9 protein-coding genes are annotated in these 14,521 nt (G+C 48.6%); 6 read left to right on the top strand and 3 right to left on the bottom strand.

Features of this window, described 5'->3' with window-relative positions; genetic code table 11:
- Positions 1 to 103: 103 nt before the first annotated feature.
- A complete protein-coding gene (locus tag ON006_RS01335) occupies positions 104 to 3,223 on the bottom strand; it encodes a heparinase II/III domain-containing protein (protein ID WP_244823312.1) in 3,120 nt (1,039 codons plus the stop codon).
- 207 nt (positions 3,224 to 3,430) lie between these two features.
- Between ON006_RS01335 and ON006_RS01330 the strand changes: the two genes are divergently transcribed.
- The 4 genes from ON006_RS01330 (at position 3,431) to ON006_RS01315 (ending at position 8,371) form a co-directional block, all read left to right on the top strand.
- Positions 3,431 to 5,209 carry an amidohydrolase family protein gene (locus ON006_RS01330; protein WP_244823311.1) on the top strand — a complete coding sequence of 593 codons (1,779 nt, stop codon included), beginning with the start codon at positions 3,431 to 3,433 and terminating at the stop codon, positions 5,207 to 5,209.
- A 21-nt stretch (positions 5,210 to 5,230) separates the two neighbouring features.
- The gene (locus tag ON006_RS01325; RefSeq protein WP_244823310.1) at positions 5,231 to 6,175 is read left to right on the top strand and encodes an amidohydrolase family protein; all 945 of its coding nucleotides are present in this window, start codon (positions 5,231 to 5,233) and stop codon (positions 6,173 to 6,175) included.
- A 19-nt stretch (positions 6,176 to 6,194) separates the two neighbouring features.
- The gene (locus ON006_RS01320; RefSeq protein ID WP_244823309.1) at positions 6,195 to 7,751 is read left to right on the top strand and encodes a carboxylesterase/lipase family protein; all 1,557 of its coding nucleotides are present in this window, start codon (positions 6,195 to 6,197) and stop codon (positions 7,749 to 7,751) included.
- Between the two features lie 98 nt (positions 7,752 to 7,849).
- Positions 7,850 to 8,371, top strand: coding sequence for a response regulator (locus ON006_RS01315; protein WP_244823308.1), 522 nt, complete (start codon positions 7,850 to 7,852; stop codon positions 8,369 to 8,371).
- A 33-nt stretch (positions 8,372 to 8,404) separates the two neighbouring features.
- Here ON006_RS01315 and ON006_RS01310 read toward each other — a convergent pair whose 3' ends face one another.
- Positions 8,405 to 8,875 (bottom strand): carboxymuconolactone decarboxylase family protein, encoded by a 471-nt coding sequence (locus tag ON006_RS01310; RefSeq protein WP_244823307.1) that lies wholly within the window; start codon positions 8,873 to 8,875, stop codon positions 8,405 to 8,407.
- Between the two features lie 264 nt (positions 8,876 to 9,139).
- Here ON006_RS01310 and ON006_RS01305 point away from each other — a divergent pair, with 264 nt between their 5' ends.
- A complete protein-coding gene (locus ON006_RS01305; protein ID WP_244823306.1) occupies positions 9,140 to 10,186 on the top strand; it encodes a methyltransferase in 1,047 nt (348 codons plus the stop codon).
- 100 nt (positions 10,187 to 10,286) lie between these two features.
- Here ON006_RS01305 and ON006_RS01300 read toward each other — a convergent pair whose 3' ends face one another.
- A complete protein-coding gene (locus tag ON006_RS01300) occupies positions 10,287 to 13,064 on the bottom strand; it encodes a DUF6797 domain-containing protein (protein WP_244823305.1) in 2,778 nt (925 codons plus the stop codon).
- A gap of 154 nt (positions 13,065 to 13,218) precedes the next feature.
- On the opposite strand from ON006_RS01300, the gene ON006_RS01295 reads away from it, so the two are divergent.
- Positions 13,219 to 14,517, top strand: coding sequence for an NCS2 family permease (locus ON006_RS01295; protein WP_244823304.1), 1,299 nt, complete (start codon positions 13,219 to 13,221; stop codon positions 14,515 to 14,517).
- The last annotated feature ends 4 nt before the right edge of the window (positions 14,518 to 14,521 follow it).

Here is a 14,521-nt window from a genome sequence, read left to right as displayed (position 1 = left end):
TGCATTAAATTGGGTCAAACAACGCGTAATGCGGTATTCAAAAATTATCAGAAATTGTTGGATTGAGAACATGTGGACATATTTACCCTTCTCAACTTGCACGCTACCGTTCCCAGGAAAACGACGATTTGACCGTTACCTGATCGCCGACACCGATGTCCGAAAGCCAAACATCCTTTCCTTTTTCAGGCGTAGTGCTGAGAGCGCCCGCTGGTAACAGTTTGTTTTCATGAATGGACTTTAAGATACCTAAAACTTTGAATTGACTATCCAGAATGGTCGTTCCAGAATACAGCGGAGCGAACGGGAGATTGGTATCAGTAGTAATGGAATCGGGATGAACCTCCGTGATATGTACCTTACCCACGAGCAGGTCGTCCTGCATCTTCATTATCAGTTCATTATTTTTTATCTCAATGGATTCTAATGGATGCACGGTAGTCCGGTATACATTGGTGAAATGTACTGCTGAACCTTTGAGCTTATCATTCAATTTACGCCCGGCGTACTTGACTTTCACTGCCTGTGTCACAAGATCTATTGCTGCCACGGTACCTTTTAGTTTTTCAGCGCGATAATCTTTTCCTTTCACTTTCAAATAAGTACCATCGCTGAAATAGACGCGGCCGACATTGCCTTTTGAATCAAAAGTCACCACGGCAGCATTCGCGTCGGTTTCTATTCCCCTGCCAACAATCATTTTCACCGTATTGGAGGTATCGCTAATCACCACATCAGTTGCGCCGTTGCGAATCACTTCCACAGCTGCTCCACTACCATTTTCCAGTTTCAGCAGGGTTGTATTTTGAATGTAAGAATTTACGGAGTACGGTTCCATGACGCCTACGAATGTACTTTGCAAAGGCTGCGTGCCGGTTGCTTGGCGACGGGCGATCACATATTTGAGTACATTGGTTTTGGCGCGTGGTTTGTCATACGCATCCGCGAGAATGATTTCCTGAGTACCCGCTGGCAAAATATGTATTTTCAGCCGGGCAGAATCGGCCAAAAGGTGTTTGTACTGAACAATTCCTTTGCCACTTTCCAGCTTCTGCACATTAAACAGATATTGATACCCCGAGCCTTTGTAATTCCAGTAGCTGCCCGCGTAATCTTGAACGCCCATTCTGGAATCATCGTAAATTTGACCAAATTCAACATCCTTGCCAGCCAGCGTACCCGGCTGTTTGTCACTCCATTTGCTTCCCGAAAGAGATACTTCCCCCGGTGGGCCATGTAGCGAATAATCATGCTGAGAACCTCCCGAAACCCTGAAAAAATCGACCACATAACTTTGTGAACTGTCAGCGTCCACCATGATCATGTTTCGCCGGTAGGCCGTGGTCTGAGGATAAGCAGGCGACGAAGCATCCATTGATCTCGCAAATGTGCCCGACGAAAAATCGTGGAGAACGCCTGGCAGATTTTCAAGCTGCCGCTTCGAATCCACCACCACAGCATTGTGCCCAACCGTGTTGAACGACCAGGTATAAACCTCCTTGACATACTCGTTCATCGCATCAGGATAGCCCAGGTCGGGCATCATTTTCTGGCCGTTGGCAAACAGCTCGAAATTCAGAAAATCCCAATGGAAATGGGTGCCTTTGAAACCGTAATTGAAAGACAGCGCTGTCACATCCCTGCGATTATTGAGGATTCCAAGACCATAACCGGCCAACAACCGGGAAGGCTGCACAGGTACCGCGCGGTGATGGGGCAAAGGCGCTACTTCGGGCAGAACCTCTCTGAAAAGTGACTCAAAACCCGAAAAAGTGTGCCCGCCAACCTTGTCGATAGCCGCAAGCCAGATCAGATAGGCCGGGTCCTTATACATTTTATACCCGATCTGGTACACGTCAGGGTCCTGCCCCACCAGCGCACCCAATACCGAACCGCTGTCCCCGATATCAGGTGTAAATTTCCCGGCGGCTACCAAGGCGAGCGGACTGTTGATCAGGTAGCGCAGCCTCGGCTCCTTAAACAGGTTCATGCCGCCAATGTTGAGCATTTCACTTATTTTGGCCATTTTCTCCACCGTCAACATATTGTAATGCGGTGCTTCCAGAGGCTGCCCGTCCCTGAAAATCATGTTGTACAATGCATACCTGATCCCGCTCTGCACACGGCTTTCGCCTGGTTCCTCCACGATCATATGCAGGTATTTTTCGGTATCCATATTCTCCCTCGCCAGCAGAATGTATAGCAGTGCAGTTTGGTGCATACCATAATTCCCCTGGATTTTCCTTTGCAAATAAGCGTCCAAAGCATCTTCGAGCACATTGGCCTCGATAAACGAACGGATCTGCTCGCCCGTTTTCCCGCACAACTTTTGAAGCTCCGCGTCGCCGTCGATACTTTCCCAAACGGCGTCGTAAGCTTCCGCAGCATTCTGAATGAGGCTCGCCTCCCAGATCAGGTTTACAATTTTGCCATTGTAAGCACGTCCTTTGGCCCGCTCCATCAGGCCATAGCGCGACTGGTTGGCATGGTCCATCGAGGGATAGACCTCTGCCAGCCGGTGCAGCATTACCGCTGCCTTGTGTGCATAGCGTTTGTCGCCGGTGAGTAAGTAGGCACGGCCCAAATCCGCCATACCGGGTTCTATATGTGCTTTCCAGGTCCAGTGATTGGCATAGGCTACGAACCAGTAGCGTTCCCCATCGGGCGCAACCCAGCCCCAGCCATCGTCGACATAGGTCGAATCCCAGCCTTTTTTGTCTTTGAAATTGCTTTTATAATAAGCCGCATAATCATTACCGGGGAACATCTGCCCGTCAATCGGCGACTTCACCTGGAACGGGTGGCGCGGGTCCACGATCCAGGGATAGGTCCCTCCTACTTTGAAAACTTTATCCCCGTGAACCGGACTTCCTTTTGGATTGAGGTCAAAAGCGCGGGGCACGCGGGCGTCGGCCATTATGTCCCTTAAATCTGAATCCGTCCATTCCAGCCACTTGTCCGCGGCTTTGAGTACTTCGTCCAGCACCTTACCGGCTTCCGGGTACTTCGCCACATTTTCCCTGGCCCGCACCAGGTCCTCATCTTTGTAAATCATCCGCCTGGTTTTCAACGGATATTGAGGAAATCTTTCCGGAACCTGCTTAAAAGGAGGAATAAAGAGCTGGCTTCCGCTTTTAGTATCATTACCGGGTGGTGGATCAGCCCGCTGCTGTGCAATGAGAGTGTGTGTACAGAGTATCAATAACAGGATAAGTCCGCGCATGTGCTTACTGTATTCTAAAATTCTGTTTACAAAAATATAATTAAATTATAAACATTAAAGATCATTGTAGTGATGAAACTAACCTTACTTAGCTGAATATTATTTTTACAACTGGTTATTTTTGAATGATCACTTCCTTTGTAGGTTCGGAGGAATACCTTTTTTGTTAACCAAATAAGTCATTTTTAGATATTTTTCAAAAATTATATGCCTGATCTCAGCTTTACCAGACGCGACTTCCTGAAAAAAAATGCAATGATCGGACTAACCGCCGGAATCGCGCCGGAATTGGTTGGTAGCCACGAATTGCAGAATGCGCAATCAGGGTTCGACGATAACATTCAGGCAACTGATGAAGCAACCACTTTGTTCTTTGATGGTTTTACGAGGATAGGGCCCAGAAAATACAAGCATCCCGCCGAAAAATGGAAGCTCACGGATCTGCTGGAAGAAATGGACCATTGTTCGGTGTCCGCCGCGCTGGTCGCTTATACGCAGTCTGTGAATTACGATTTGATGTATTCCAATCTGGAATTGAGCGGTATGATCAAGCCCTACCCGCATTTGCTCCCGATCTGGAATGCAATGCCGCATCACACCGGCGAGTTTCCTGCGCCAGAAGCATTGGGAAAACTAATGCGTGAAAACAATGTACGGGCACTGAGCATTCACCCCAAAACCAATGCATGGGACTGGAAGGCGAAGCATTCGAAGGTACTTTTCGACTGGATCGGCGCTAACAAAATCTTGCTGATCACAACCGGTAATGAGCTGGGTTCCTGGTCGGATGTAGAGGAGTTTCTGATCAGATATCCGCAGGTACCATTGCTTTTGACAAGCGCGGTATGGAATGAGCAGCGATACGTACTGCCGCTGGTGCAGCAATATAAAAGCCTGCACATTAGTTTCGATAATTTTCAGATCAACGAAGGGATCGAATACCTGCATCGCATTGGCTGTACGTCACAAATGATATTTGCCTCCAACAGTCCGGCGATGTCAGCCGGAGCGCACCGCACTTATGTTGACTATGCCAACATTCCGGCCGCCGACCGCGCCAAAGTTGCAGGAGGAAATCTGATGCGTCTGTTAAAAATGACCCAACCGCCTCCGTTGCGCGAAAACAAAACCGAAGACATACTCATGGACGCCGCACGCAAAGGCCAGCGCCTGCCCGTGCCTGTGATAGACATGCACATGCATATGCTACACGAAGGCCTGAACGGGGGCGGCTGGACGTACCGCATGGAAAATGGAGGGCCAAAAGGCATTTTTGAAATGGGCAAAAGACTGGGCTACCACGGCGGCGGTATCATGAGCTGGAATGGTGTCGTGAGCCAGAATGCGATTGCCGGAAATCCCTGTACCGCAGAAGCATTGGACGTGGCGCCAAAAGGATACTGGGGGCTGGCGACGTTTGACCCGAGCCATTACAGCCAGGAGGAACTAGGGAAAATGATCGCTCAGGTGTATTCCGACCCACGGTTTATTGGCATGAAACCTTATCAGTTTTACGGTTACGAATTCCACAATCCGGTGTATGACATCTGGTGGAAATATGGCAACGAACACCAATTTTACGCATTGATCCACAATTCAAGGGAGGATTTGCTGGAAGTGGCAACGCTTGCTAAAAAATACCCGGACGTGCGATGGGTGATTGCCCATGCGGGGGGCAGCTACAAAATGGCCGATATGGCAATCGCCGCTATGAAAAAATTCCCGAATGTATTTGCCGAAATCACATTGACGCCAGTGCATTTGGGCGTGATAGAATATCTGGTGGCGGGTGCCGGCGAGGACCGCATTCTTTACGGCTCCGACCTTCCGATGCGCGATCCAAGGCAGCAACTGGGCTGGGTCGTATTTTTAAGATTACCATTGACCGTAAAAAAGAAGATCCTCGCGGAAAACGCAATGCAGGTACTGAAACCTTGCTGGGACAGACTTCCCGAACACAACCGTCCAACATTGACATTACCCTAACCCATTATTTGCTAATTTGTTATGTGTCAAAATTTTCACATTTCCCGAAGAGATTTCCTGGCCGGTACTGGCGTACTTTTGGCGAGCCGGTTCCCTTTGTTTGCCGAATCGGCGGAGGAGCCCATTATCGACATTCACCAGCATACCGACTATGCTGGCCGCACCCACGAACATTTGCTGGCGCATCAGCGCAAAATGGGTATTTCCAAAACCATTCTGCTACCTGCCGGAACGCCTGCATTTGGCATGTCGACGCACCACGGCAAGACCAATGGACTACAAGCCAAATGTTCGGGCAATGATGTGTGTTATGCTTTTGCACAAAAATATCCGGGTGAATTCACGTTTGGGGCCAATGAGGTACCCGACTTGCCCGACGCCGTGAAGGAAATTGAAAAATACCTGAAACTGGGCGCGCCCGTGATCGGCGAGTTAAAATTCGGCGTGGATTGTGACTCGAAAGAGATGCAGAACATTTACAAACTGGCGGAGGAATATAAAGTGCCGGTACTGATGCACTGGCAGTTTCAAATGTTCAATTACAATTTTGAACGATTCCCGAAAATGCTTGAAAAGTACCCGAAAGTCAATTTCATCGGCCACGCTCAGACCTGGTGGGCCAATATTGACAAAAACCATACGGACCAGAATGTGCTTTATCCGAAAACCAAAGTGACCAAAGGAGGCCTCACCGACCGCTTGCTCAGCGACTATCCAAATATGTACGGGGATCTTTCGGCCGGGTCGGGATTGCTGTCCATGACACGGGACGAAGACCACGCCACCGATTTTCTGACGCGCCACCAGGACAAGCTGCTTTACGGCAGTGATTGTGACGACATTGCAGGCAGCGGTGAAACGTGCCAGGGTTCCCAGACAATTTCAGAGATCAAAAAACTGGCTTCTTCTAAAAAAGTTGAGCGAAAGCTATTATATGAAAATGCAAAGCAGCTTTTCAGGTTGTGAGGATCTAAACTACAAAGCGATGAGAACCCAGGTATACCTTTTATTTTCGATTGCCATTCTTTTTTCGGTTAGCACCGCATTTCTATCTTCATCCCAAAAGGAACCTGCAATAGTCACCATTGAGGGCGGCAAAATCTCAGGCTTACTCAGCGCCGACGGCAAGATCAGCATATATAAAGGCATTCCGTTTGCTGCGCCACCGGTCGGAAATCTGCGCTGGAAGGCTCCACAGCCCATTATTCCATGGTCGGGCGTTCGCAAATGTGAAGCGTTCGGCGCTAGTCCCGTACAGGGAAACCCGGCACCGTTCAGTATGTGGAGCGCCGAATTTTTGATCGCAAAAGAACCCATCAGCGAAGACTGCCTCAACCTGAATGTATGGACTGATAATGGTCAAAAGAATGCTGCACCGCGACCAGTGATCGTGTGGATTTACGGTGGCGGATTTGGCAGCGGCGGCAGTAGTTGTGCGATTTACGACGGTGAGGCGACGGCTCGAAAAGGAGTTGTTTTTGTGAGTATTAATTACCGGGTAGGTGCGTTCGGCTTTTTTGCACATCCTGAACTAACCGCTGAATCCGGAAAAAACGCATCGGGGAATTATGGCCTCATGGACCAGATCGCTGCTTTACAATGGGTTAAAAAGAATATAGCGCAATTTGGCGGCGATCCTACCAATGTCACGATTGCGGGACAGTCTGCCGGTTCCATGAGTGTGAATTGCCTGGTGGCTTCCCCTTTGGCCAAAAACCTTTTTAACAAAGCCATTGCTGAAAGCGGCGCAGGTTTTGCCAGACCCTACCCTACTTTACAAAAAGCGGAAGAAAGCGGCCTGGGCATGGCAAAGTCATTGAATGTATCGAGCCTGGCGGAATTGCGTAACATACCTGCGGAGGATATTCTCAAAAAGACACCTGCTATGCGTGGCCCGATCGTGGACGGCTACGTGCTCCCCGCATCCATTGCGGATATTTTTGCCGAGGGTAAACAAAATGATGTAATCTTATTAACCGGTTGGAATGAGGATGAAGGACTGTCGGGAAAACCCAAAAATGCCGTGGATTATCAAAAGCAGATCAAGGAACAATATGGTGCGCAGGCGGAGGAATTGTTGAAGCTTTACCCCGGAAGCACCGACGCAGAAGCGGCCTCATCCCAAAACAGAATTTCCCGCGACATGACTTTCGGGGCCCAGAATTACGCCTGGGCCAAAACGCAAAGTGACGCTGGCAAGAAAGTATACCTGTATCGTTTCGACAGAAAAGTGCCCGCTACCGGTGAGTATGCACATTATGGCGCATTTCATACCGCGGAGGTCGCCTATGCTTATGATAATCTTCGCTTTATCAATCACCAGCTCAGACCATTGGAACCAGCCGATGATAAAATTGCACATGATATGTCCACATATTGGGCCAACTTCGTCAAAACCGGGAACCCTAACGGGAACGGACTTCCTCAATGGCCTCTCTACACTCCGAAAGAAAAGCAAACAATGGTAGTCGGTACGGGCGCCCGCACTTTGCCGGATGCCGCCTCGCTGGACTTTATTTTAGGCTTGATGCGTAAGCGTTAATAAAAAAGAAACCAGGTCGTGGAGCCCGTTTGTAGCCGTGGCACTATATTTTTATTGCGTCTGTAACGCTGTACATCACGCAGTTAAAATTTAAAAAAGTGAAAACGATCTACCTGGCAGACGACGACGAAGACGACAGAATGCTGATTCGCGATGCGATAGAGCGGGTCATTGAAAATGTGGAAGTGATTGAGGTTGAAGATGGAGAAAAGCTTCTCACACTCATCACAGCGAACAGTAATTGCCTTGATTCCGCATTGATTTTAATGGATATGAACATGCCGCGTAAAAATGGCCTGGAAACACTCACCTTCCTGAAATCAAATCCCAAATATGAGCGCATTCCTGTGCTGATGATGTCCACGACCTCCAATCACCAAATGATTGAACAGGCATATAAGCACGGCATTGACGGCTATATGATCAAGCCAGTCAGTGAGGATGAATTTACCAGTCTTGCTGAGAGCATTGATACCCATTTTCCACTCGAAAGGCCCGTTTACAAGCGTAGTCCCAAGCCTCGCATAGCAAGGGGTTGGAATACCGCCCGATGGAATAATGACGTCAAAAACCTTCCCAACTTTTGGTGGAAGACAGTTACCTATTCTAAAAAGAGATAACCATCTCCCACCAACTTCTCTCAGGCTCCGCTGCTAGTTATGCACTGCGAATTGGCCTGGCTGGTAATTCCCTACCTTATTAGGAAATGCAATATTGACCCTGTTGTAACCATTAATGGTGATAACAGCCAGGGTGAGATCAATCAGCTCCTCTTCTGAAAATTGCTTAATCGCGTCCTGGTAAATCTCGTCCGGCACCTGCCCGCCCTCAATTTTCGTAACTGCTTCTGCCCATGCAAATGCTGCACGCTCGCGATCCGAATAGACAGGTGCTTCGCGCCAGGCATTCAGCAGATAAAGCCGTTGCTCCGATTCTCCTCTTGCACGCAAATCCTTGGAATGCATATCCAGGCAGTAGCAGCAGCCATTAATCTGCGAAACCCTGAAAGATATCAGGTTCAAAAGTGACTCTTCCAGATTCGATTTCGCCAGATATGCGCCCAAACCGAACATCGCTTTCATAGCTCCTTGTCCTTTCGCGAAAATATTGATTCTCTTTTCCATTTTTTGTTTGATTGTAAGTGAATATTTGAAATACACCCTAATGGCGAATGAGATCGCGAAAATTGGACAGCGGTGACAAAATATTTTTCAAATATTTCACAAAACGCTCATTATCATCCCATATAAACTTTAATACGGTTCAGAAACTGTTTTTTTCAATTCAGCACAAACAGGCTGTGCGGGTGCTTACTGCCGCTATACTTTTGGAACATGTTTCACTTAAAACAACGGATTTAACACTCCGGATGTAACCATCAGATAGCCATGAGCACAATTGAAATTGAACAGGAACAAGCCGTTTCACCCGTACACATCCTTCAAACCGGGATGAGTTTCTGGCCTGCTAAAACCCTTCTTACTGCTGTCAAACTAGGCCTTTTTACGGAACTGGCCGACGGCCCGTTATTCGCTTCCGAAATTCAGCAAAGACTGAAACTGCACGAAAGAAGCTACTTTGACTTTCTGGATGCATTAGTAGCCCTGGGCTTTCTGCAACGCGCAGGATTCGGCTTTACAGCTACCTACGAAAATACACCCGAGACTGCATTGTTCCTCGACCGCAACACCCCTGCATACGTGGGAGGCTTGCTCGAAATGGCCAACGATCGTCTTTACCCATATTGGGGAGACCTGGAAGAAGCGCTTCGCACGGGATTACCTCAAAACGAGATCAAACGTACCGGTAAGCCACTTTTTGAAGCGATTTATGCAGATCCTTCCGGCCTTGAAATGTTCCTCGAGGGAATGGCGGGTGCGCAGGTAGGTAACTTTATGGCCCTGGCAGAAGCATTTGATTTTAGTCAATACAAAAAACTTTGCGATGTTGGCGGCGCCAATGCATTGCTTTCCGTTTGTGTGGCACACCGCCACCCTGGCTTGCAATGTTTGTCCGTTGACCTGCCGCCAGTAACCCAGATCGCTCAAAAGAATATAGAAAAACTGGAACTGACACATCGCATTCAGGTAGGAACGCTCGATTTCACATCAGAAGCATTTCCGGAGGCTGACGTGATCACAATGGGTAACATTCTGCACGACTGGAACCTGGAAGAAAAGAAAATGCTCATCGGCAAGGCTTACGAGGCACTTCCGGTAGGCGGCGCGCTGGTAGTGATCGAAAACATCATCGATGACGAGCGCAAAGAGAATGCTTTCGGTTTAATGATGTCGTTGAATATGGCGGTGGAAACAACCGGAGGATTTGATTATACCCATGCTGATTTTCATCAATGGGCAACCGAGGCAGGATTCCGCTCAACTGCCAAAATACATCTCGCGGGACCTTCAAGCGCAGTAATCGCTTATAAATAGATTTTTTGTCAGTCTGAGCGCGCGGATCTTAATTATTTTGTCCCACTGAGCGGAGTCGAAGTGCATGCACTTCGACTCCGCTCAGTGGGACAAAGCTTCACTACTTCCCGGAAAGCGATTTAATATACATAATCACTGACTCAATATCCGAATCCGACAGCACACCCACAAAAGAAGGCATTTCTTCGTTGTAGCCTTTCACGATATGTTTAGAAGGTGTCAGGATTGATTCTCTGAGGTAATTTTCGTCGGCAACCGTCGTGGTACCATCATCAAATGTCCGCTGGGATTTGTACAGGTTCTGAAAAGGGGGACCGTACATTCCTTTCGTTCTCAAACCTTCCGAATGACAGCCGGAGCAAGCCATTTTCTGAAAAACCTCTTTGCCTTTTTCGACAGTAGCAGGTTCAGCTTTCGCCATCGGTGCTGTTTCCACAGGTTTGGGTGCAGTTAGCAAAGCAAGGTCTACATTAGTGAAACCGTATTTTTGCAAATCCATATCCGTAGCACTGTTTACGGTAAACCAAAACTGATCGTTCATTTGGTGACCGTCCGCTGCCTTCAACTCGTACGAAACTTGCATTTGCATGATCTCGGTCATTTCCGGTATCAGGAGTAACACCTTTTTGCGGTCGGCAGACAAGTACGAAGCCACTACCGGCAATGTCTCTTCACCAGTAGTACCGTCCAGTTTGAAGTGGCCCGAACCATATTCTTCGGTACGCTTGTAGTTCCATCTTTTAACCGCGAAATTTTTCGCGTCTGCTGCGGCAGTAGCATCCAATGCATTATCAAAGCCCAGAACAATACCCTGCTTGCCAGCGCGGAAATGATTGGGCATATAACTAGGCTTACCGGTGTAGCGCAGCCTCAACAATGCACTGATACCATTCGAACTAGAACCCCAGAGGTTGAAACCAGCGACATACATCTGTCCATCTATAGGGTTCAGCACACCTTTGGACGTGGGGGCCGGATAATTGGCATTGATAAACGAAACACCTCCCTGAATTACTTTTGATGCGCTATCGATCAAAACCCTGAACAAACCCGGATGACCAAAAGAAAAATGGATCAGACTCCCATTCAAAGGCCCCATTTTATTGCCGATAACCCACGCCTGGCCTATGCTCGACCGATCGATGCTGTGAGGTATCCAGGTCAGCGGCGGTGCGATCGGCGGGTTGTCCGTGCGGTGCGCTGTGGGCTCTACGCCATAGTAATCTCCTTTTTTGATCAAATAAATGGGCGTGGAAGGAACAAAGTTACCCTGCTGATCAGAGGCAGTCAATACGCCGGTTTCAGGATTCAGTCCCAGGTATGGTCCCCGCAGACCAGTTGCGATCACTTCTGATTTTCTTCCATCGGGCGAAATTTTGAGGATCGTACCATTTTGATCAGAACCTACACGAAACCCTTTCCCAGCAACCGCAGTCATACCAGGCCCATTGCTCAGACTTCCCCCTTTTGCAATGTAAAAACTACCATCCGGTGAGTACACGAGATCAGCCGCCCATTCCCTCGACTCGGCGGACTGCGACATCACATTGGAGAAATTCTCATAATAATCCGCCATGCCATCCTGGTCCAGGTCATTCAAACGGACAATACCATTCCTGTCAAAAACGTAGATCGTATCTTTCACGATTTCCACACTCATCGGCTCATGCAGGCCAGACGCGAACCGCTTCCATTTCAGGTTACCGAGTTCTTTATCAATGCCTTCGATCGTCCACACGTCCCCTTCAAAAGTAACGACAGCGGCACGGCCATCCTTAAAAAAGGCCATATCGGCCACACGCACATTTCTTTTCCATGGATTATGCAGCGGTAATGTCAGCTCATCGGTAACAAATGCAGCGGTATCAGGTGCTAGTTTGCCTTTTGTCACAACGGTTTCCTTCCAGTTCGCAGGACCACCTTTGCTGAAATCCGGCAGCGGCGCAGGCTTCGTCCGGCAAAATTTCTCGAATGCTTTAACTTGTGAGGCGAGACCTTTCCAAACCACCACAGTAGCCTCTGTGGCTCTTGCTGACGCAGGCACACGAACCGTGAGATAGCGGCCGTCTGTTACGCCCGGCTGCCACGAAACTTTGCTTTTCCCCAATATCCCGACGGCCGTCACAGTGTCTTTATTCGCTCCCTGGTAAATGTACGCGATCCGCCCCTTCACCTCACTGCCCGTACTGTTTCGCACTTCGGCCGCTGTGAGATAGATGTCGTTGGTTACATTACCAGCCTGAATAGCTCTCGTAAAAGCGACCTGATCCTCAAATGCAGTGCTACCCGGCAGTTCAAAAACATTGGCCGTACCTACCGAGTAATGCAGTATCGCCTTGTCGCCGTATACATACACACCGTTCCAGCGGCCTTCCGAGGCGGGCAATGGTTTCCATGAAGGCTGGTTTGGGTCAGTGGCAGCGTAAACGGGCTTACCGGTCGTCCAGCCTGCGTAGGCACCCGTGGCAATTTTCCCGTCGCCGGTTACGCGACTGATATTGTTATTTTTATTAAAAAAATCCTTGTAAGATACCTGCGCCATGAGCACCATCGGCAGGAATTTGCCCGTCCAGGCGACAGACCATCTCAACAGATCAGTATCGAAACATGCATAGGCATTGTTTCCGAGCTGCAAAGCCAGTGTTCTGGCTGCCTGATTGTCGTTTGGAAAGCCTGCACCCAGTTTTCTGGCGTCGACAGACGTACTGATAAACGGGAAACCGGGCTCGACAAATGATGCGAGGTCCAGAGAATCAGGCTGGTTGGAAACGTCATTTTGATTGCCGGTATACCCTGTGAGCAATATGGTGGTCATTCCCAAAACCCCTATCCACACCGCTGCCGACTTTTTGCTCCAATATTTTAAAAAATCAAACATGTCATGATCAGGTAATAATTCACGCTGAAAAGTCCGGTACGGATTGAAAATTACTTGAAAGAAACCGGTTAATTTCAATGAATTCAACGAAACCGGTTGCGTAAAACCTTCTGATTCGATTTAAATAAATATATTTGAATTAAACCGACCTTTTATGTTTTCCTTTTCAGGACTAAAAAAAGAAAATATTTCCGTTTCAACAGAAATCCTGGCGGGCGTATCGTCTTTTCTGGCAACGGCATATATTATTATCGTCAATCCGGCGATTTTGAGCCAAACCGGCATGCCATTTTCGGCGGTACTGACTGCCACCATTCTCGTATCGTTTTTCAGCAGCCTCATGATGGGACTGTACGCCAATAACCCGATCCTCGTAGCACCGGGTATGGGATTGAATGCATTCTTTACATTTACTGCTGTATTTACTGAAAAAATAAGCTGGCAGGTTGCGCTCGGCACCGTGTTCTGGTCCGGGATATTTTTCCTTTTGCTATCCGTTTTTAACGTCCGATCCTACATTGTCAAAGCCATTCCAAAGCCGCTGCGTTTTGCGATTGCTTCGGGTATCGGACTGTTTATCACATTAATAGGCTTCGCCAATGCCAAATTCATTGTCGCCAGCCCTGCCACGATGGTTACGCTCGGCAAGCTTAATGCGCCCACCCTGACGTTCATTGCCGGTTTGCTCATCACCGTTGTGTTGCTGATCCGGAATGTGAAAGGCAGTATCCTCATCGGCATTATGCTGACCAGTCTGCTCGCGTGGCCCATTGGACGCTGGTGGGGTGGCGAGGAAGCGGTGATCACCATTAACAATATTATTTCCAAACCGGATTTCAGTCTTTTGTTTCAGCTGGACCTGGTCAATTCGCTGAAATGGAGCCTGGCGCCTATCATTCTGGCATTTGTGTTCACGGATATGTTTGACAGTCTTTCCACATTCGTCGGCCTGGCCGAGGCTGCCAACTTACTGGACGAAAACGGTGAACCCAGAAACATCCGCAAATCGCTTATTGTGGATGCATTCTCCACCACCATTGCCGGGCTCACCGGCAGTAGTCCCGGCACCGCCTACATTGAATCCGCAGTCGGAATTGAGCAAGGTGGTAAAACCGGCCTTACCGCGATCACAGGGGCCATTCTCTTTCTGCCATTTCTGTTTTTGTCACCATTACTGAGCGCAGTACCAGCCATTGCGACGGCTCCTGCGCTGGTATTGGTCGGTGTGTTTATGATGAAGCCGGTAGTCAAAATCAACTGGTCACAGCTGCACGAAGCATTTCCGGCATTTCTCGCAATGGTACTCATTCCATTCACCTATTCCATTACCCAGGGCATTATCTGGGGGTTTCTGAGCTGGACGGCATTGCAGATCGCTACCGGAAGGACCCGGGAAATCAGTCTTGCTTTGTGGATCATTGACATCTTTGCCGTACTGGCCTTAATTTTTTGATATA

Source organism: Dyadobacter pollutisoli (genome assembly GCF_026625565.1).
GTDB lineage: Bacteria > Bacteroidota > Bacteroidia > Cytophagales > Spirosomataceae > Dyadobacter > Dyadobacter pollutisoli.
Note: the sequence above shows the minus strand (reverse complement) of the source record. Positions and strands in the feature narration are given on the sequence as shown.

What these genes read in the sequence shown, in the direction of transcription:
- ON006_RS01300 (WP_244823305.1), bottom strand. Translation starts at nt 13,064, where the DNA reads ATGTTTGATTTTTTAAAATATTGGAGCAAAAAGTCGGCAGCGGTGTGG.
- ON006_RS01330 (WP_244823311.1), top strand. Translation starts at nt 3,431, where the DNA reads ATGCCTGATCTCAGCTTTACCAGACGCGACTTCCTGAAAAAAAATGCA.
- ON006_RS01320 (WP_244823309.1), top strand. Translation starts at nt 6,195, where the DNA reads ATGAGAACCCAGGTATACCTTTTATTTTCGATTGCCATTCTTTTTTCG.
- ON006_RS01335 (WP_244823312.1), bottom strand. Translation starts at nt 3,223, where the DNA reads ATGCGCGGACTTATCCTGTTATTGATACTCTGTACACACACTCTCATT.
- ON006_RS01325 (WP_244823310.1), top strand. Translation starts at nt 5,231, where the DNA reads ATGTGTCAAAATTTTCACATTTCCCGAAGAGATTTCCTGGCCGGTACT.
- ON006_RS01295 (WP_244823304.1), top strand. Translation starts at nt 13,219, where the DNA reads ATGTTTTCCTTTTCAGGACTAAAAAAAGAAAATATTTCCGTTTCAACA.
- ON006_RS01305 (WP_244823306.1), top strand. Translation starts at nt 9,140, where the DNA reads ATGAGCACAATTGAAATTGAACAGGAACAAGCCGTTTCACCCGTACAC.
- ON006_RS01310 (WP_244823307.1), bottom strand. Translation starts at nt 8,875, where the DNA reads ATGGAAAAGAGAATCAATATTTTCGCGAAAGGACAAGGAGCTATGAAA.